Raw genomic sequence first — 22,017 nt, forward strand, 5'->3', positions numbered from 1 at the left:
TGCATGGCACCGACATGACACATCGCGTTCACGCTCCGATATCCGGTAGACATCGCTGCGGCTCGGCCGCCCGCCGAGAGTCGAAAGCATCGGCGCTAGGGCTCGCAAGGCCACAGGCGCGATCCTCGCGGCGTGTTCTGCTAGCGGGAGCGAGCGCGATCGCTTTGTCGTTCATACTCTTGCAAGGGCTCGGTGGCGCGGCCGCTCGGCCGCTCGGGCGCGCTTCCGGAGTGACCTCGGCGCCGACCGTCGCGGTCGACGCAGCGACGACAGAGGCGCAGCGGGCCGCGGCCATAGCCAAGCAGAGCCAGGGATCGCTGTTGCGCGCGACCCAGGCGATTCAGGCCATGCAAGCGGCGCAAGCGGCCGCGCGCGCGGCGGCGGCAGGGGCTACGAATTCGTCGATCGCCGATGGTCTCTCGGTCGGCGGCAATGGCAAGCTGCCGGGGCTCGTCGTCGATCCGCGTGTCGGAACGACTCCCGGGCTTTGGATCAACGCCGATCTGCCGACGCAATCGGCGACCGGTGGCAAGACCACTGTAACGATCAAGCAGAACGCCGCGCAGGCGGTGATGACCTGGGCCTATTACAATGTCTCGCCCAATACGACTGTCGTCTACGACCAGCAGGGCAATCCGAGCTGGGTGGCGCTGAACCGAATCGATGCGACGGGAACGCCCAGCCAAATCCTCGGCCAGATCAAGGCCGACGGCACGGTTCTCATCATCAATCCGAATGGCGTTATTTTCGGCGCCGGCGCGCAGATCAACGTTCATTCGCTGATCGCCTCCTCGCTCGACATGGACGGAACCACCTCGTCGAGCGTCTTCAATGGCGCCGCCGCCTACAATAAGATGACGCTGCATATCGACGGTCTCGGCGACATCGCGGCCTATGCGCCGTCGAACGAGGTCGCGGCCAATACGAATTTCGTCGGCGCCGATGCGGGGCAGGGACTTTTCCCGATCGCGACGGCGCTCGGGACGACGATCGGCAATTCCACCCGTTTTTCCACGGGGACGATCGCCGGGCAGACCATCGGCGCGGTCGTGGTCGAAAAAGGCGCGTCGATCGAGACCTCGGTCAATTCGACCGGCGACGGCGGCTACGTGGCGCTGCTCGCCCCCAATGTCACGAATTCCGGCTCGATCACGACGAAGAACGGCCAGATCATCCTCGCCGCCGAGGGGTCGGCGCTGCTCAGCGAGCCGCAGTCGACAGCGACGGGCGTGCGCACGGCGATTGTCGTCGATCAGGACTTTTCCGCCGGCACGAATCCGACGAATAAGACCTTCACCGTTTCTTATCAGGGCGCAGCGGTCAACGACGGCCTGCTGCTGGCGCCGAGCGGAAATGTGACGATCGCCGGCGGACCGATCAAGCAACTCGGCGTGTCGGCGGCGACGACGAGCGTGACGCGCCCCGGTTCGATCACGCTCTACTCGACGGACAATGTCGTCTTTGGGCCGAACAGCGTCACCGCCATTCTGCCGGACGAGGGGAGCGGCTCGGTTCCGAGCGGCACAGCTACCACCGACTATTTCGCGAGCAGCCTGCAGCCGCAAATTTCGATCACGGCCTTCAAAGGCGTCGACTTCCAATCCGGCGCGCTGCTGCGGGCGCCGAGCGCAGCGGTGAACGTGACTGCGCCCGAGGTGCTGCTCGAGACCGGCGCGACAATCGATGTCTCGGGTCTCGCCGATGTGCAGGTTCCGATCTCCAATTTCCTCGTGACCTTCGTCGTCACGCCCAATGAGATCGCCGATTCGCCGCTCGCCGCCGCCCTCGTCGGCAAGACGGTGACGATCGACACGCGGGTTGGCTCGCCGATCGTCGACGCCTCCGGCTACGCCAAGCTCATTCCCAAGTCGATCGACGAGATTTTGACGGTCGGCGGGTCGGTCAATGTCTCGGGGACGAATTTTATCCAACAGCCTGGCTCGATCGTCGATCTCTCTGGCGGCTATGTCACCTATACGGGCTCGGCGGTGAACACGACGCGGCTCGTCGGCGCGGACGGGCGCTTCTACGACATCGGCAGCGCCGATCCGACGATCCGCTATGTCGGCGTCACGGCGGGGAGCGGCTTCACGGTCGATCATTCGCGCTGGGGCGTGACCGAGACCTATGTCAACCCGCTATTGAACAGGTCGCGTTACGAGGCGAGCTATCTCGCCGGCGCCAGCGCCGGCTCTCTGTCGATCGCGGCGGCGCCGATTCTCGATGGGACGATTCTCGGCGAGACAGTGACCGGGCTGCGCCAGCGCGCCAATGCGCAGGGCGGCGGAACGGCGGTTCAGACATCGCTCGCGCAATTGCCGGCCGGCGCGTCGCTGACGATCACCTCGTCCAATGCCTTCGTGTCGAGCTATTTGCTCGAATCGAGCGCGGACGCCGGCGACGATTCTTACGGGCTCGCCTCGTATAGCTATGGCTCGAATTGGCGCGCGCCCTCGACCTTGCCCATTCTGACGGATCGGCTGTCCGAGACCGGTTTCGCCTCAATCACGATCCAAGGCTCCGGCACCCGTCAGCCGACAGTGAACATGGCCACGGGCGCTGTTCTGAAGGTTGCCTCGGGCGGCTCGGTCACCTTGACGAATGTCGAGACCATCGACGGCTCGATCATCGCGCCCGCCGGCAAGATCACGCTCTCCGGCCATATCTACAATAGCGACGTGACAGCCGCGTCGATTCCTGCCGATCTGGTGATTGGATCGAACGCGCTTCTCGACGTCCACGGGCTGTGGATCAACGACTCGGGGGCCGTCGGCGATCGGTTGCAGGGTTCCGCCTTCATCGACGGTGGCTCGATCAGCATCACCACTTTGGCCGCAACCTATCACCGAGGGCGGGCCGACACCGACAATGTCGACGCGACGCAGAGCATCATTCTGTCGCCGGGCAGCATCATCGATGTTTCGAGCGGCGGCTATGTCGGCTCCAACGGCAAATTGAAGCTCGGCTCCGATGGTCTGCCGGTCGGCAAGGGCGGAAGCCTCTCGCTGGTCACTTATTCGGGCGGATTCGTCGGGCTCAACAGTGATTATCAACCCTACAACGAGCCACCGACCAACGGCAATCAGCCCAATACGGCGACGGTGGTTCTCGGCGGCGCGATCTATTCCAATGGCTTCGACACGGGCGGAACCTTCACGCTGCAGGCCCCGACGATCACTATCGACGGGCAGGCGAGCGCGATCACAACCTATACCTCCGGCGCGCGATCCGGCGAGATCGTCCTGCCGGCGAGCTTCTTCACCGACAATGGATTTTCCAACTATTCGCTGACCAGCGTCTATGGCAGCTCGACGGTGACCGCCGGCACGACCGTGCTCTTGCGGCAGGCGAATTATCTCGCGGCGAACGATGCGCTCTTATCGCTGCCGACAGGCGCGGTGCTGCGCGACGTCGCGACGGTCGGACTCGCGCCCGACGGATTGCGCAATCCCGTGAGCTTCGCGCTGCAGGAATATGGCTACATCTACGGCGGGACGGGACCGAGCACGACAGCGGGAACGCTGCTCGACGCCGGGGCCAGAATCATCGCGGAAGCGAATGCGACGCGGCAGGCGACGGTGACGCTGGCGGCCGCCGGCCCGGTCACCGTGCTCGGCGAGATCATCGCGCCCGGCGGCGACATCGTCCTGGCCAATACAGGCGTCTCGAACGGTTCGACCGGGCCGACACAGACGGTGGCGCCGATGCAGCTCACCATCGGCGCCGACGCCGTGCTGGACGTGAGTGGTGTGTTCATTGCCGATCCGACCGTGACCGCCTATCGTACAGGCAGCGCGCTCGACGCCGGAACGATCACGCTGTTCGGCGATTCGGTCACTGCGCAGACGGGCTCGCGCTTCCTTCTCGACGGGACGTCGGCGGAGGTCGAGATTCCCTCCGGCGCGGGACTGTTCGGGCCGCGCTTCGCGACGCGAAATATATGGAGCGACGGCGGCGTCCTGCAGATCGGCGCGTCCTCTCTCTATTTCGCCGGCTCGGTCAGCGCGCATGGCGGCGGGGAGCTCGCGAATGGCGGCCTGTTCCGCATCGGAATACCGGCGTCCAGCGCGCCGAGCCTTCTTTCCAGCCGCGTGACCAACGGCTATGCGGGGCTTCCCGGCACGATAGTCGTCGAGCAGGCGGGCATCATCGACGCCGCGTTGGCATCGCACACGACCTTGCAGGGCAATGCCTTCATCGGCGTCGACACGCTGAACAATAGCGGCTTCGACTCGATCGAGCTGAACGCCGCGACCACGGTCGCCTTCGTCGGATCGCAGTCGATTCAGATGCGCGGATCGCTCATCCTCGGCGGCGACCTCACATTGCTGCCGGCGAGTGGCGGCGATCCATTGACCTATAGCGCCCCCTCGATCGGCCATACGACGGTGGATTTGAGCTCGGGCTATGTGTGGCTCGGTCAGATCACAACAGGAGCTGTCCTGCCTGCTGCGACAGTGAGCGATGGATCGATAAATATTTCGGCGCAATGGATCGACATCGGCAATCCGAATGCCGGCGCTGCTGGCTCGGGAGTCAACTTCCGTAATGTCGGCTCCGTCACGCTGAACAGCGCCGACGCGATCCGCCTGATGGGAGCGAACACTGCTACGAGCACAAACAATAATTTTACTGGTTCGCTCGGCGTCGCAGGCGATCTGACGCTGAAAGCGGCGGAAATCTATCCGACCAGCGGAACGAGCTTCACGCTGAAGGCGACCGGCACGATCGACATTGAGCAGAATGGCGTCGCCAGCGCGCCGCTGTCGGCCGGCGGAACGATCATCGTCGACGCCACGAACATCGTGCAGAACGGCACGCTCTGGGCGCCCTTTGGACAAATCGTGCTCGGCAATACGACGACGACGCAGAGCGTCACGCTCGGCGCCGGCAGCCTCACCTCCGTCTCGGGAGCTGGCTCGCTCATTCCTTATGGCTACACTGTCGACGGCGAGGTTTGGTACGTCGGACAAACGACCACGAGCAGCGGGGCCACTATTATTTATAACGGCTCCAGCCTCACCGCGAGCCCGACCAAGGCGATCACGCTCAACGGCGCCGATGTCTCGACGTCCGCCGGAGCAAAGCTCGATCTCTCTGGCGGCGGAGACATCTACGCCAGCGAATTCGTCGCCGGCACGGGCGGCAGCCGCAATGTGCTCGCCGGCTCCACGGTCTACGCCCTCGTTCCCACCTCCTCCGCCAAGGTCGCCGCCTATGATCCGACTTTCGCTGCGACCAATTCCGATATCGGCTCGGCGGCTTTTGCCTCGAGCCTGCTGAACGCGCCGGCCGGAACGGCGATCTATATCGCCGGCGGCAATGGGATAGCTGCCGGCTATTACACTCTGATGCCCGGCATGTATGCGACCTTGCCCGGCGCTTATCGCGTCACCGTCGCCTCCACATCAGTGAAGAGCGCGGCCGCGCAAAGCTACACGTCGATGGACGGCTCGCTCTATGTGACCGGCAATTTCGCCAATGTCATCAGCGGGACGCGATCCTCGCAAACCGTGCTGTTCCAATTGCAGTCGCAATCGACCTGGTCGCAATATTCGCAGATCGACATCACCTCCGGAACGAGCTTCATCCGCAATCTGGCGCTCACCGCCGGCACGGCCATTCCGCTTCTCCCGGTGGACGGCGGCTCCCTGACCTTCGCCGCGCGCAATTCGCTCTCCATCGACGCGGGCAGCCTGTTCGGCTTCGCCGCGGGCTCCAGTCCGCTCGCGCCGGATGTGGCCGGCGTCGGCGGGCAATTGGCGATCAGCGCGGCCAAGGTGCTCGTGCTCGGCTCCAAGGATATGGCGGCCCCGGCGGGGACGGACGGCTATCTGAAGCTCTACGCCGATCAACTCGACACTGTCGGCGCGACCACTCTGCTGATCGGCGGCTCGTCGGTCGTCGATACGTCGGGCAATCTCGTCGTGACCGGCGTCGCCACCGATGTCGAGATCGCCACCGACGCCGCTCACGCGCTGAGCGCGCCGCAGCTTCTCATCATGACCAAGGCGGGCGGCGGCGGCATTCTCGTCGACGACGGTAGCGCCATCGCCGCGATCGGAACCGTGCCGAGCGGAGGCGACCGGGCGATCGTCATTGGCGCCGATCCGGTCGCGCAGACCAACAGCAGCGGCGTCGTGACCTATACGGCGGGCGTGAGCGGGGAAGGCTCGCTGCTGCGCGTCTCTACTGGCGCGATGGTCACCGTGACCCGCAATTATCTGCCGGGTCTCTACACCGGATCCGGGCCCGCGCCGACCCCCGCCGCCACGCCCGGCAGCCTCGTCATCGGCGCCAATGTCTCCATCGACGGGGCGGCCGCCCTCACCCTCGATTCGAGCGGCGTCAATCGCGTCGGCCCCAACGCCGCGCTCATCGCCAAAGCCTTCGATCTTTCCGCCAAGGCGATCGAGTTCGGCGCCGATAGCAGTTCTGCCGGCCTCGCGCTGACCGATGCGATCATCGCCAATTTCGCCGGCGCGGATTCGGTTCGCCTGCGTAGCGCCTCGGCCTTCAATTTTCACGATGTCGGTGGCCTTTCCATCGGCGACTCCGCCCATCCGATCGGCCTGTTGACCTTCGACGGCGGCGGATTCTACAGCGAGGGGGGCGAGACCAGCGTCTACGCCTCTAATATCACGCTGACGAATACGCAGAGCGCCTCGACGACGACCAATGGGCTTTCGGGGACAGACGGAAAGCTGACCCTCGTCGCGAGCAAGACGATCACCCAGAGCGCCGGAACGATGACCGCGAACGGCTTCTCGACGATCGCGCTGCAGTCGGGAGAGGCGATCCGCTTCGCCGGAACGGGCTCGCTGACGGCGAGCAATGGTTCGGGCGTCGCCGATCTCGTCTTCTCCTCGCCCAATGTCATCGCCGTCTCCGGCTCGGCGCAGGCGCTGACGACGAGCGGCCTTTTGACCATTCTCTCGACGAGCGCGGCGGCTGCCGTCGATCCGACAGAGATCGGCGGCAGCCTGTCGCTGACGGCCGCGAGCATCGCGGATTCGGGCGCGATCACCGTACAGGCGGGAACCTTGTCGCTGACCGCGACGACGGGCGACGTGACTCTCGCCAACGGCGCCATCGTAAACGCCGCTGGCACGCGTATCGTGCTCGGCAACAGCACGGAATATTCGCCCGGCGGCGTGGTGAAGCTCGTCTCGCAGAAAGGAAATGTGACGATCGCGAGCGGCGCGAAGGTGGACGTCTCGGCTGCCAAAAATGCCGACGGATCTTCGGGCAACGGCTATGCGGGCGGAATTTATATCACGACCGCCAATGATGGGACGACGACGCTTCAGGGAACGCTCGACGGCTCGGCGGCCTATAAGGACGCGGGCGGAGCTTTCGTGCTCAGCACCGGGACCATCGTCGGCGATCTTCCGTGGGGCGGCTTCACCAGCCGCTTCGCGGCCGCGATCTATGAGCCGGGCGACATCGTCGTGCCGACAGGCGTGACGCTGAGCTCGACCGAGGTGCTGCTCGTCGCCAATCAGGGCAGCGTCATCGTCAATGGAAGGATCGACGCCAGCGGGCCGACCGGCGGCAGCATCGCGCTCTATGGCGCCGGAACGACGACGCTGGCCGCGACCGATCCCGGCGCTACGGGCGTCATCATTCGCTCCACCGCCAAGCTCGACGCCCACTATGTCGCGGCGGAGAAGGACGATCCGGGCTACGCCAATGGCGAGAGCGCGCAGAGCCAGCGCGGCGGCACGATCACCCTCGGCACGACGGGCGCCACGAATGGAACGCTGAATGCGACCTATGGCTACGAGAATGTGACGGGCTCGGGCGCCGTCAAGGTGGAGAGCGGCGCGATCTTCGACGTGAGCGGCGGTCCGGGCGGGGACGGCATCGACAATACCGGCGGCGCCGTCGTCGTGCGCGCGCCGATCCTGACGAACAACAATGTCAATGTCAGTTTCAAGGGCACTGTCGTCACCAATGCGGACTCTAGCGGGAACGCCAGTGGCCAGGGCGTCGTCCTCGATGCTTTCGCAGTGTGGAGCACGACCGATTCCTGCACGCTCATTTCGGGAGGCTGCGGCTCGATCACGACCGTCGCGCAATATAATGCGCTGACGGCGGCGCAAAAGGCGCAGATGCAGCAGCATTTCGACGGGATCATCGATCCGGCGGGCTTCTTCAGCGGAGCGGGCGCGCAGATCATCTCGGCGACGTCCGGCCTCTATCCCTCTTCGACTTATGCGGCGCCGGCCAGCGGCGCCTATCTGCCGCATGTCGGCTTTTATCAGAACACGCTGCTCAATTTCGTCGAGAATCCGTTCAGCGGCAATGCGGCGGCGGTGGCGGCCGATTTCGCGGAGGCCAAATTGCAGGTCGGCGACAGACCGGCGACGGCCTTGCCCTCGACCTCCCTGCATCTGCGGCCGGAGGTCGATCTCGTCAATCCGTCCAGCAGCATCAATGGCGGCAATGTGACCGTCGCCTCCAATTGGAACCTCGGCGCCGGCGTCTACAATACGGCGACGGGCGCCTTCTCGCTCTATTACCGGACGACCAATGGCGGCGAGCCGGGCGTGCTGACGTTGCGGGCCGCGAATAATATCCAGCTGAACGCTACGATCAGCGACGGCTTCTATGAAACCAGCGATCCGTTCTTCGCGGCCGCGGTGGCGAGCAGCCTGGCCAGCAACGATCCATCTCTCGCCCTGGCGACGACCCGGTACACGAGCAGGAACCTGTATGGGACGGCCGCCTATATGCCGGGGATGACATCCATCTATGCGCCCCCCACCGTGTTTCCGTCTTCCTATGGCACGGTCGCGCAAAATACATGGTATGCGCAGTATTACTATTACTATGCGAATACGACGATTCCCTATATCAACATTCTCGGTCGCGGCGCGAGCTCGCTCTATATCACGACCAACGCCTCTGGCTCCGGCACATTCGACAATGATCCCACTCATTATTCATCCTACGCCGCCTATGTGGCCGCTTATAACACCTATTATGTGGGCTCGCGCTATGTCACCGGCGTCACAGGCATCGCGAACGAGGCGACCCAGACATTCTCGACGCCGGCAAGCTCGTCGAATGGAACAACGCAAAATCTGACCAATTTCGACAATAACCCGACCCATTACACGAGCTACGCCAATTACGTCTCCGCCTATAAAACCTACTCCGCCGCATTGGCGACATATCTCAAGACCTACTATGGTATATATAGCCAAGCGCCGGTCAACAGCAGCGTCGATCCGAGGACCTATCCTTCGACCATTCTCGCGCCGATACCGCCGGTCTACGGCAGTGTCTATTCCGGCGGCGCGACCGAGACCGCATCGCAATTCACCACCGACTATGTGACCAACTACGCCACGGGAACATCTTCCGCGTACTACAATTTTATACTTTTTTACAACGGCAACAAGGTCGAGCCGGGCAATGTGACCGGCAGCGCCGCGAATACGACCGGCAAGACCGCCCTGTGGCTCGCCGTTCTGCCCTATCTTCCCACCACCTCGGAAACGCCGCCGATCGTCCTCGCCTCGAGTGCCCAGCCGGGCCCCGCCAACGCCATCGCCAATAATCCCGCCAGCAATGTCACGACGGATAGTTTGGGCAATGCGGTGACGATCAAGGATTACAACACGACGTCGGCGGCGAGCCTGATGCCGGCGAGCTTCGGGGCCAGCTCGTCCTATGATTTCGTCGCTGGCGCCTATTTCGGTGTGGGCGGCGCCTCCTCCGTCGATCCCAACGCAGTCGTCGCGCTGAGCGGCGCGATCGACCCCAAGGCGCCGACCGCCAGCATCGTGATCAACGGCCACACCTCCTATACGGACCCGCTCGACACGACGAAGACGATCTCCATACCGACGATCGTGCGGACCGGCACGGGATCGATCACGCTGACGGCGGCCGGCAATGTCGAGTTCACCGATCCGATCGTTCAAGGCGCCGTCTATACGGCCGGCGCCGCAACGACGACGCCCGCCGACTATAATGCGCCGACCCTGGCGAGCGCCTATAACGCCAATCCCAACGGGCTGGTCTCGACGCCGGCCTGGGGGACAGGCGGCGGATCGATCACCGTCGTGGCGGGAGGCTCCATCATCGGCGTCGCCGCGGCGACCGAGAGCGAGACTTGGGCCGACTGGCTCATTCATTACGGCTCGTCGGACGGCGACAGCACGCCCTTCTCCGGCTGCGCGGCGACCGGCGCCACCGCCTGCCAGACGGCGGCCTGGGTCAATTATGCGACCTTCTTCCAGAATTTCGGCGCGCTCGGCGGCGGCGACATCACGCTGCGGGCCGGACGCGACATCACCGATATTTCCGCCTCCCTGCCGGAGACGATGGTCGTCGCCGGAGGCTTCACCGCCGCCGATCCAGCTCACGCCATTTATTACGGCGGCGGCAATCTGCTCGTGCAGGCGGGCGGGAATCTCAATTCCAGCGCCTTTCTGGTCGGGAGCGGCGCGGGCCTCATCGAGGTCGGCGGCAATGTGCAGCAGACCGCCGACAATCCGATCACCAGCGCGAAGGACGCGGCGCCCTATCCGCTGCTGCTCGCCGCGCAGGACGGCTATATTTCCGTCATCGCCAAGGGTGATCTAACGCTCGGCGCGCTGCTCGATCCGACGACGACTTTAGAAAATGGCGTTGGTAATGACTATGTGCAGAGCCTGACTCCCGGCCAAGCCAACTATCGGCCTGGCTCCGGCCTAGCGAACGTCTTCACCAGCTATGGCGCGCAGGCGGGTCTCTCACTCACCAGCATTACGGGCGATGTGAAGGCGGTGACAGTGGCGGCCGTCGGGCTCTTCCCGTCCCTCCTGTTGCCGCCGCGCCTCGAGATCGCGGCGTTGCAGGGCGATATCACTGGCCGCGGAGGGACGATCCTCGCCTATCCCACCGACAGCCTGGGACATAACACAGCGAGCTTGACGCTCGCGGCGGCGGGCTCGATCAATATCGATCTTACCGTGGGCGCTCCGACGCCGAGGGCGATCGACAGCAGTGTCGGCGGATACGTCAATCCGCTCGGCGTCTCCTTCTACACGCTCGCTTCGACGGAGCTGACGAACAGCGCGCCGATCCTTGTCAGCGCAGGCATGAACCTCGACGGGTCCCTCACCGTCGAACGGCCGGCGCAGATTCTCGCGGGCCACGACATAGGCGACACGCAGTTCACCTTCACCGGCCTTAATTTCACCGATGCGGATGTGACGAGCGTCGTCGCCGGCCGTGATCTCTCGGGCCAATATTATCTCTACGGCCCGGGCGCGCTCCTCCTCGAGGCCGGCCGCAATATTCGCAAGCCGCTGGGAAGCAGCGGTTTTGCCTCCTTCAGCGTCAACACGATCGGCAATGGCTCGGGCGGCGGGAGAGCCGCCGGCCAGCTCGCGACGCTGAAGAGCTATCTGCCGGAAGATGGCGCGGACATCACCATGCTCTATGGGATCGCCAAGGGCGTCGATTACGCCTCGGCGATATCGGCCTATGTCGATCCCGCCTCGGCGGGAACGAGCGGCATAGACTTCCTCTCCTTCATCGCCGCCAGCCTCGGCCAGTCGCGCGATCGGGCCTGGGCGAGCTTCCAGACTCTCGACGAGACGCATCAGCATCTCCTCGTCGACAAGGCCTTCCTGCAATTCCTCACGCAGGTGGTGACGGATTATCGCAATTCCTCGAGCGACTATTACGGCAAATATGGCCGCGCCTATGAGGCGATTGGAACGCTGTTCCCGAATGGACTCGGCTATGCGAACGACGGCAGCGGCGGCTCCGATCTTTCGGCGATCGGAAGGCTGGTCATGCCCTTCTCGCTGGTCGAGACGCAGGCCGGCGGCGACATCAATATCATCGGACCCAATGGCGGCATTCGCGTCGGCTCGGCCGGCCGCGATACGCTGAAGCCCAATCAGGAAGGCATATTGACTTTGCGCGGCGGCTCGATCCGCATCTACACGGACCAGACCGTGCTCTTGAACCAGAGCCGCATCATGACGCAGCAGGGCGGCAATGTGGAGATATTCAGTGGGAATGGCGACATAAGCGCGGGCTCGGGGCCGAAGACCTATGTCGCCAATCCGGTGCTGAGCGAGGTCTGCAACTACATCGCCGGCTATTGCTCGGTCAATCCGCAAGGCCTCGTGACTGGCGCGGGCATCGGCGCCATCGTCACCCTGCCGACGCAGGACCCGAGCCTTTCCAACGCTTTCCTCTCCGCGCCGAAGGGCACGGTGGATCTGGGCGCGGCGGGCGTGCGGGCCGCCGGCAATCTCACCATTGTCGCGCAACATGTCGCCAACGCCTATAATGCGCAGGTCGGCGGAAGCGTCTCTGGCCTGACGACGGTGACGACGGGGCCGAATGTCGGCGCGCTGACCTCGGCCTCCAACACAGCGGGCGCGGCGGCCAAGGCGGTGGCGACGCCGCAGGCTGGCGCCGGAGGCTCCGACACGCCCTCGATCATCACCGTCGAGGTGCTGGGCTATGGCGGCTCCGATCACGGAGACACTCCGGCGGGCGGCGGCGCGAGCGTGACGCCGACGAGCGCCGGCTCGGGTTCGCCGGAGACGCCGCCGCCAGCGAATGGCGCCAGCTCGCAGAGCGACAGGGCGCGGCGCTCGAGGTGAGCCGCGCGGCGTCGATCCGAACCCGGATCGACCCGCCAACGCGCACGCGGCTCCGAGCGAGCGTGAAGGCTCGCTTGTCGAAGCATGAGAATGCAGGGCATGAGAAGAGGCGAGAAGCCGCTCGCCTGATCGGGAGCAGGCCGGCGCGATCGACCGAATCTCTCTAAAGCGTTCCTTTGCTAATCGAAAAACATGCTGCCGGCGACATCTCGTCTAACAGGCAAGGGCCGGCTCGCCGCGCCGAAAGCGGAGACGGTCGAAAACGCGATCGCCGGAAAGAATCCCGTCGCAAAAAAAACCGGGCGCGCCTTTCGGCGCGTCCGGCGGTTCGATCGAGATCGATAGTTTTTATTGCGCGCCGGTTCCGCTCACGCTCGCACAACCGTCGGTGAAGAACCCGTCGTAGGCGGTGATCGTCGCCGAGCTGGCCGCCGTTCCGAGATAAGTGTCGCCGATTTTCTGGGCCCAGCTGCCGGCCCCAGTCGACAGAGCCTTGAAGCCGTTGTTGGCGGTAATCGTCGCGGCGTTGCCCGCCGTCAGACCATAGTGCCACTTCAGATAGCCCAGAAGATCGGAAACGCGGGTCGCGGCGGGAGTGGAATCCCGGCCGACGCCGTAGCAGCTATAGACATAGAGATAGGCCGTGCCGACCAGGGAATAAGCACCCGTCGCCGGCGCCAGCGGGAGCTTCGAGCGACCGGTGATGTCGACCGACACGCCGGTGCCCGGCAGATAGGTGGTCGCCGGGAAGGTCTGAGCATAGACGTTCCAGTCGGCGAAGTTCGCGCTGGCCGGCAGCGAGAGAACTCCCCAAGCCGCGTCGGCGCTCGTCGGCGTCGCCGCGATGAAGTTGGTCGACGACACGCCGGGGTGGGTGACGCCGGCCGAACGCTGATAATCGTTCTGCAGGCTGGCGGCGTGCGGGATCGTCGTCGCGGTGGACGGATTATAGGGCGCGACGAAGTCGTTGCTCAGATAGCCGATATAGCCGTAGTTCGCCGAGGTGTTGCCGATCGCCGCCGCGACCGCATCGCTGCCGTCGGCGCCAGTCGTGTTGAGGCTGCGGCCATAGGCCGTCACTTTGTTGATGAGCTGCGTGAAGTTGTTGTTCGGCAGGGCGCTCGTCGAGAAGATCGACACATAGCCGTAAGTGTTGCTCGGGTCGAGCAGCGGGCAGACCGTCTTCAGATAGTTGGTGAAGATGAAGCTGGTGCCGCTGCCGTCCGAACGATAGACGATTTTGATCTGCTTGCTGGCGCTGGCGTAGGCCGTGCCGCCGCCCGTGCCCGGCGTGCCGGCCGTGCTGGCGGCGTGCCAGGTGTTGGCGTCGGCGAAGCCTTCAGTGCCCGCCACGCCAGTGCTCGAGAGCGTCGGGATGGTGGCGGTGGAGTTCCAATCCGTCACGAGGCCCGAGAAGATCGCGCAGACCTGCGCGGTCGAGAGCTGGATGCGTCCGCCCGCGGCCGTGGTGGAGAACTGCGACTTGATGGTCCAGGTCGTTCCGCCGGCCGTCGTCGTGCCCGTGGACTGATCGACCGCCGGCAGATTGACGGCGATGGCGACCGGCGCCTCGAACAGCGGCAGCTGGATCGGATCACCGACGTCGGCCGTGGGGAAGCTCGTCGAGCCATTGGCCGCCGTCGTGTGGTTGATCTGGTCCCAGAGATAGACGGTGGTGGTGTAGCCGCTCACGAAATTCGAGGGGAGCGGAGAATCGCTCGCGCCGAAGTCGATGCGCGGATAGGGGTAGGAGGTGAAGCCGAGGGTGTAGTCGGGGTTGGCGGCCGGATCCAGGCCGGCGCCGCGGAAGCCCTGCGACGGGTCGTTGGAGATATACACGCGCTGGCCCGAGCCGCTGCCGATGCCGGCGTAGAGGAGGAGAACGCTCGAGCTAGAAGCGGTGTAGTAATCGGCGCTGAGCTGGCGCTCCGCGAGCGAGGCGAGCGTGCTGCCGCCGCCGAAGATGCCGTCGGTGGCGAGGGCCGGCTGGGCGCCGATCAACGCGAGGGTCGAAAGCGCGAGAGCGGAGCTCCCGTTACGCAGAGCTTTGCTGAAAGAAAGAGCAGACATGTGCTTCTCCTAATGGATCATCGCGTAGGGCTGCGCGAAAGGGTCGGCCTCCTCGACGGAGGCCGCCCGATCCCTGTTCAAAAATGACATTCTTGTTACAGTTGTCCGACAAGTAGATGATATAGAGGCGTAGTTGATACTTAGTACGCTTGGCCTCTTTTCTCGTCATTTGTCGCTATTGCGCCGCCTTACACCCTATAGACGGCCAAATCCGGTCGATCGCGAAGAAAAAAATTGCGGATTTTTTGGCAAAAAGGAGTCGCTGCGAACGCAGAGCCTCTTTATATTTCGTCGGTCATTCGATTGATTGATCTCCCGGGAGATTTGTGAAATGGCCGAAACTCCAGGCTTTTTCCAGCCGCCGACCTATCGCGCGCAGGCGCGCATGGAACTCGGGGCCTTTCGTCCCGTCACGCCCGCCGCCGGCAACGAGGTCGTCGCGCCGACGCCGCCCCCGCAGCTCGCGCGCGCGCGCAAGCAATATGCGCGCGGCGTCGAACATGCGCGCGCTGACCGCTGGCGCGAGGCGCTGCGGTTTTTCGAGGAGGCCGCGCGCTGCGCGCCCGATCAGCCGAACTATCATTATGTGCATGGCGTCGCTCTATGTCGCCATGATCGCTTCGATGAGGCGATCGGCGCGTTTCAGCTCGAATTGAAAGTGACGCCGGAACATGCGCCCTCCTTGACCGAGATCGGCACCTGCCTCGCGCGGACGGGGCGCACCCGGCAGGGCATTCCCTTTTTGCAGAGGGGCCTCGCGCGAATTCCCCATCTGCCGCTGGCGCAATTCAGCCTCGGCCTCGCGCTGCTGACCGAGCGTCGGCCCAAGGACGCGATCATCGCCCTGAGTTCCGCGTTGACCTACGACGGCGCCTATGCGGACGCCTATCGCATGCGCGGCCTCGCCCTCACGATGGAGGGCGAGCACGACAAGGCCGTCGACGATCTGCAAGCGGCCGCCGCGCTGGACAGCAAGAACCATCGCGCGCTTCTCGATCTCGGCATGAGCCTCGGCGCGAATGCGCGAGAGCAGCAGGCGGCGCGCCTGTTCGAGATGGCGGCGAAAGTGGCGCCGGATATCGCGCTGCCGCAATATGTCTATGGCAATTTCCTGATCAATCATCGTTTCTTCGAGGCCGGTCTCCGATATGTCGATCGCGCCATCGAGCTCGATCCTCTGCAAGCCGAGCCCTATGTCGGCCGCGGCTTCGGCCTGCTCGGACAGGGGCGCATCGACGAGGCGGTCGCGGCCTATCGGCGGGCCGGAGAGCTCAAGCCGGAGAGCGCTCAAATCGCCGGAACGCTGCTGTTTGCTCTGCAGCATTATCCGGGCGTCACCAAGCAGGACCTGCTCGATGCGCATAAGAGATGGGCGGCGCTCTACCGTCCGGCGGCGCCGCGCGACAAGGTCGCTTTCAGCAATGATCCCGATCCAGCGCGCAAGCCCCGTCTCGGCCTCGTCTCCGCCGACATGCACCGCCATGCGGCGGCCTTCCTGACGCTGCGCGCCTTCGAGCAGCTCGCGGCCCTCGGCTATGAGATTTTCTGCTACAAGACCGACAGGAAGCGCGAGGACGATGATTTCAGCGAGCGCTTCAAGGCCGCGGGCAAATTCTGGCGCGACGTCTCCGACCTCGACGATGCGGCTTTCGCCGCGCTGGTCGAGGAGCACAAAATCGACATTCTCTTCGATCTCGCCGGACATACCGCCGGCAATCGCCTCTCCGTCTTCGCGCAACGCGCGGCGCCGATTCAATTGAGCTGGGCAGGCTATGTCGGCACCATCGGTCTCGACACCTATGACGGCGTGATCGCCGATCCGGTCGAGATTCCGCCGCAGGACGATGAATTCTACGCCGAGCCTGTCATTCGCCTGCCCGATTGTTACGTCTGCTATCATCCGCCGACCAATGCGCCGGATGTGGCGCCGCTTCCGGCGCTGGAAAAGGGCGCGATCACCTTCGGCTGCTTCAATCGTCCGGCCAAGATCAATTCCGAGGTCGGGCGCGCCTGGGCGCGCATCGTCGAGCAGTTGCCCGGCGCGCGCATCCTCATGGTCTATGGCGGTCTGAACGAGAGCGCCACGCAGAAGGCGCTCTACGACGTTCTCGAGAAGGGTGGCCTGTCGCGCGAGCATGTCGAGCTCGTCGGCGGCGCCGAGCAGCCCATATTGCTCGACGCCTACGCAAACAGGGTGGACCTGGCGCTCGATCCGTTTCCCTATTCTGGCGGCGTCACGACGCTCGAAGCCATGTGGATGGGCGTGCCGACGGTCACTTTCGTCGGCGACACTTTCGCCGGCCGCCATTCGGCGACGCATCTTTCGGCTGCGGGCCTCGCGGACTTCTGCACATATTCGATCGACGATTATGTGGCGCTCGCCGTCGATTGGGCGAAGCGGCCTCAGGATCTCGCGGCCTTGCGCGCCGGCCTGCGCGACAAGGTCGCGGCCTCGCCGCTGAATGATCCGGTCCGTTTCGGACAGAATCTCTCGAACGAATTGTCTCGTCTCTGGACGCAATGGAGCAATCAGCGCCGCGCGCGCGATGCAGCCGGCGTGGGCGCGGTCGTGGCGAGTCCGCTTTTTCAATGCAATCGAATTGTATTCGGGTGAACGACATGACGCAGCAGAATATTCCCGGCGCGCGGCATCCGGACTATATCCGCGCCATTCTCGATCGCGCCGTAAAGATGATCGCGGAGGGCCGGCTGGAGAGCGCCGAGGTGCTTCTCGCGACATTGAGCGAAGAGCCGAGCGCCCGCGAGGTGACGGCCCATCTGCGCGGCGTCATCGCGGCCAGGCTCATGGAGAAGTCCGCGGCGCAGCTCTTCTTCAAAGCGGCTCTCGAGGCCAATCCCCGCAATGCGGAGGCGCATGCGCAGCTCGGCCTGCTGCTGCTCGACGAACGGCCGGTCGCGGCGGCCGCGGCCTTCGCGGCGGCGCTCGCGCTCGATGCGCGCAATCCCGATTGGCATGTCGCGCTCGCCGCCGCATTTCATCGTTTGGGCTTCGTCGATCGCGCGAAGGACAATATCGCGGACGCGCTGGTCCTCTCGCCCGGCCATGCGGAGGCTTCGACGCGCGCCGCGGCCATCGAGGCGGAGTCGGAAGAGATGCGAGAGATCGACGATCTGTCGCCCGAGGACGAGGCGATCCTCTGCGACGCGCTCTTCGCAGAGGGAACGCGGCGCCAGCGCGATGGCGATCTGGCGCGCGCCGCGGTCATTTTCGAGTGCGTCCTGAAACGCGCGCCGACGCATGCCTTCGCTCTCTGCAATCTAGGCGCGCTCCGCCGCGTCTCGGGCGATCTGCGCCGATCCGTGGAGCTGCTGGAGCAGGCGATTGCCGCCGATCCAAAGCTCGTGCCCGCGCGTCTCGCGCTCGCCGAGACCTACGTCGCCGCTGGCCGGGAGCAGGAGGCGCGTGCGCAATTCGAGATAGCGATCGAGGTGGGGCCGCGGAACGCCGATGCGCGCGCCGCCTATGCGATGGCTTTGCAACGAACGGGCGCGCCGAAAGAATCGATCCCGCATTTTCACCACGCCATTCTTCTCGATCAGAATCGACCGGCCGAATTCTATGCGGCGCTCGGCACGGCGCTCGAAGCCATGGGCATGCGCGATCGTGCAGAAATCGCGCTCCGACACGCCGCGGCTTTGGCGAAAACGTCATAGGAGGCGCTCGGCGTCGGCGGAAACAACTCGGGCGGCGCCAAATTGAGAAAGGGGAACGGGCAGGCGTCCTCGTAGGCGCATGTCCGCTCGAGCCCGCTCATGTCCTCCAAGTCGCGCATCTGCTCGAAAATCGGACGAAGGCCGCGTAACAGACGCGCGCCGGTTTTCTCTCCCATCTGCGCGAGAGCCGAGAGCGGCGCGAGAACGATCGATCGACGAACGAAGCGCCGCCGTTCGACTCGCGCTCATATGTCTTCGGGGCGTGTGTCTTTGAAGCATGTGTCTTGGGGGCGCGAATCGCTGTCTTCAGGACGAAAATCACGCAAATTCGAATCGCTTCCGTCGTCGAGCCCTCTCACCTCTGCGTTCCCATTTACGTCACCGGGAGAACTGGGGGATATCCGACTTCGTCGCGCCGGCATACGTATGCCGATGTCGCGATCGAGGTGCTTCGCGCAATGGATCAGCGCCAGCTTCAATTCCGCTTGAATCGTGCGCTTCGTCACGCCGAAACGCTTTGCGAGATCGGAGGAAGGAACTTCGTCGATGGAGACAGCGAGCAATATGTCGCGTCGCCGCTGCGGCATTTCCATCATGCCGCGTTTCAGCGCCTCGATCTCGGAGCGCGCTTCGACGATGCGCTCCGGATCCGGCGCGTCGTCGACGATATTCAGGAAGAATTCTGATTCCGGCGGGCCGCCGAGCAATTCGGCTCGACGCCGATCCGCGGCGAGCCGCGTGGCGACGCGGAGAAGATAGGCCTTCGGCCGCTTGATCGGACCGATCTCGACGCTCGAATGCAGCCGCAAGAACGTGTCCTGCAGGGCGTCCGCCGCGATATCCGTCGAGCCCAGTCGACGCGATAGGCGCCGCTTGAGATCTTCATATCCCGTAAGAAGCAAATTGATCAGAGTCGCGCGGCTGGTTTCGATCGTCATCGAACACGCTCCGCTTCCATCGTGGCTGCGCGCCTCGACGTCTCGAATATGCGCATGCGGATAGGTCGAGCTGATGACCCGGCAATGACAGACGCGCGATTTTTGCCGATTTGATGGAATTTCGTTCGCGAGCACAAGGCCGCCGCCGATACGACGCCGACGCGTCCGGCTCAGGGAACGCCTTAGTCGGATGAAAGGCGTCGTTTATTTGCGGATACGACGAGCGGGCGACGGCTCGGAGGCGGGCGCGACGGCCGCCACGCTGCGCATCGACTCGAGCCGCGAGCGGAATTCCTCCGAGACGCCTTGCGCGTCGAAGCCGTTGCGAATGATCTGAGGCTTGACGAAGACGACGATTTCCTGCCGGCTTTTGGACTTGTCCGTATTGCCGAACAGATCGCCGAGATAGGTGATGCGGCGTAGAATCGGGAGGCCGTCCAATGTGCTGTTATCCTGCTCGCTGATCATGCCTCCGAGCATCACAGTCTGGCCGCTCGTTACCGAAATAGTCGAATGCACGCGTCGTTGGGAGATGGTCGGCGTCAGGCTAGTGCTCGTCGCATTGGAAATCTCTTGTTCGACTTCGAGCTGAATCGTCCCATTGCCGTGGACATGCGGCCAGACCTTCAAGATCACGCCGGTGTCGCGCATCTGAAAGGAATTGACGACAGTGTTGGCGTTCGTGAGGATATTCGCCGTGCCGGTCGAAATCGGGATTTCCTGGCCCACCTGGAGAAGCGCTGGTTGATTGTCCGCGACGACGAGCGAAGGCGCCGACAGAACCTTGACGCTGGTGAGCGTCGAAAGCGCATTCAAAATGAGGTGAGGTCGCGCCTCCGGACCGAGCACCAGATTGAAGCCGGGAAGGACGCGCTGGAGGACGAGGTTCGAAACGACGCTCGCGGTGGAGGAGCTGGACGTCGTGTCGGACGACGACGAGCTCGAGGTCGATGTCGAGGAGGCGGACGAATTGGCCTGCGACGCATTGGCTCTGGTGGCGTTGCCGAGATAATATTGCACCCCATATTGCAGCTGGTCCGTCAGCGAGACTTCGGCGACCGTCGCCTCTATGGCCACCTGCATTTGTGGCCTGTCGAGCTCGCGCAGCGAGCGTTCGATGACACGATAGTCGTCCTGGTTGGAGTAGACGATAATCGAATTATTGCTGCTGTCGGCCGTGATGCGGACATTTTGAAAAACACCGCGGGGTAGGCTGCCGGGCGAGGAAGCATCGTTTTTGGTCTCTGCGTCGGCCTCCTTCTTCTCGTTGAAATTCTCGAAGGCGGCGGCGATCTGGCCGCCACCCTGGCCTGCGCCTGCGCCGCTGGCTTGGCGCGCGTTAGAGCTGTTGGCGTTGTTGCTGTTGCCGAAAGCGCTACCTGAGGACACAGAGTCGAGCTTGGATTGAGCCGCGCTCGCGCCTGGAGCGATCTGGCTGGTCGCGGTATCGCTCGTCGACGACCCCGCGCCCTTGCCAACGAAAATCTCATTGAGAATTTTGGCGATTTTGGTGGCGTTGCCATTTTCGAGACGATAGATGCGCACTGTCGTGCCGGTCATGTCCGAACGATCGAGACGCCGCACCCATAGCGTGACGCGCTCCAGCATTCGCGGACTTTGCGTCATCGCCATAACGGCGTTCATGCGCGAAATGGGTTGGAATTTCACCGCGCCGGCGCCTTGCGCGCCTTCCCCCGTCTCGAAAATCTGCTCGAGCTCGCGGACGAGCGTCGCTGGCGACGTCGATTTCAGGGGATAGACGCCGACGGATTGGTTGCGCATCCACTCGACGTCGAGGCCGGCGATCATGCTCAGGACCGCGTGTCGCTCGTTCGTCGAGCCTTGCACCAGGATGAAATTGCGGGCCGAGTCGGCGCGAATCATGTTGGGGCGGCTCACGAAATTTTCGGCCGCCTTTACCACCGCGGCTGCGGACGTATAGCGCAGCGGGACGATGGTGACGCCAAATCCCAGCTGATCCGCGCCGAATGTGACAGGGCCAGTGCCATTGGCCTCGTTGATCGGCATGATGCGGATGACGTCGTGGTCGCGCACGAGCGCCGCATTGGACATTCGTAGAGCGCTCTCCAATGCGGGCAGAACGTCCTTGCGCGCGATCGGGGCTGCTGCGACGAGCGTTATCGGCGTCGTGATGCGCGCGTCGACGACGAAATTCAGTCCCAAGGCGTCGCCGAGCAGGGCCTTTGCGACAGTCTGGACATCGGCCTGATCGAAGTTGATCTCGACGCCGTCGCCGCGTTCGGTCGCGCCGGAGGCCGGCGAAGCGGAGGCCATCGGCTCGGCGGCCTTCGTCGTTCCCTTTTGGGCCGGAAAGAGCATCGGTGGTTTTTGCGACTCTCGGCGAGTGTAATCGGCGAGAAGCGGAAAGCGTGCGGTCAAATCGGCGAGTCGGATGGAGTCGACGCTGTCGCCCGGGCCGACGCCGGTCAATTGTTCGGGCGATGAGCAAGATTGCAGCAGGCCCTGGGACATCGTCAGGGCCGCTGCGACCAGCCAGCGCCGGGCCGCGGAAGAAAATGAACCGGCTCGCCGGCGCTCGCTACGACAAAACACAACGCGACTCCGATCGACAAATTCGACTACCAATAAACTTGCGCTTTCGCTGACGTTGCAATGCAATCGCACGCTTGTGTGACAGAGGGGCAACGAAACCGTGGCCGGAGTCTGGCGTCTGATCGCGCGGCTGTCAT

The 22,017-nt window shown here is 64.0% G+C and carries 6 protein-coding genes; 3 read left to right on the top strand and 3 right to left on the bottom strand.

Annotated elements, in window-relative coordinates; translation table 11 throughout:
* The first annotated feature begins 230 nt into the window (after positions 1-230).
* Positions 231-12,623, top strand: a complete 12,393-nt coding sequence (locus METLW3_RS0120655; protein ID WP_198022809.1) for a filamentous haemagglutinin family protein — start codon at positions 231-233, stop codon at positions 12,621-12,623.
* A 348-nt stretch (positions 12,624-12,971) separates the two neighbouring features.
* Here the strand turns inward: METLW3_RS0120655 and METLW3_RS0120665 are convergent, their stop codons facing one another.
* Positions 12,972-14,693: a substrate-binding domain-containing protein gene (locus tag METLW3_RS0120665; RefSeq protein ID WP_083967223.1), complete on the bottom strand. Its 1,722-nt coding sequence runs from the start codon at positions 14,691-14,693 to the stop codon at positions 12,972-12,974.
* A 331-nt stretch (positions 14,694-15,024) separates the two neighbouring features.
* Between METLW3_RS0120665 and METLW3_RS0120670 the strand changes: the two genes are divergently transcribed.
* Both METLW3_RS0120670 and METLW3_RS0120675 read left to right on the top strand, forming a co-directional pair.
* Entirely contained in the window at positions 15,025-17,307 is a 2,283-nt protein-coding gene (locus METLW3_RS0120670) for a tetratricopeptide repeat protein (RefSeq protein ID WP_024881702.1), read from the top strand.
* Positions 17,308-17,312: 5 nt separating this feature from the next.
* Entirely contained in the window at positions 17,313-18,368 is a 1,056-nt protein-coding gene (locus METLW3_RS0120675; protein WP_024881703.1) for a tetratricopeptide repeat protein, read from the top strand.
* A gap of 245 nt (positions 18,369-18,613) precedes the next feature.
* Here the strand turns inward: METLW3_RS0120675 and METLW3_RS27075 are convergent, their stop codons facing one another.
* A complete protein-coding gene (locus METLW3_RS27075) occupies positions 18,614-19,306 on the bottom strand; it encodes an RNA polymerase sigma factor (protein WP_064032707.1) in 693 nt (230 codons plus the stop codon).
* Positions 19,307-19,510: 204 nt separating this feature from the next.
* Positions 19,511-21,799, bottom strand: coding sequence for a type II secretion system secretin GspD (gene gspD / locus METLW3_RS0120685; RefSeq protein ID WP_024881705.1), 2,289 nt, complete (start codon positions 21,797-21,799; stop codon positions 19,511-19,513).
* Positions 21,800-22,017 lie beyond the last annotated feature (218 nt).

Source organism: Methylosinus sp. LW3 (assembly GCF_000527115.1).
GTDB lineage: Bacteria > Pseudomonadota > Alphaproteobacteria > Rhizobiales > Beijerinckiaceae > Methylosinus.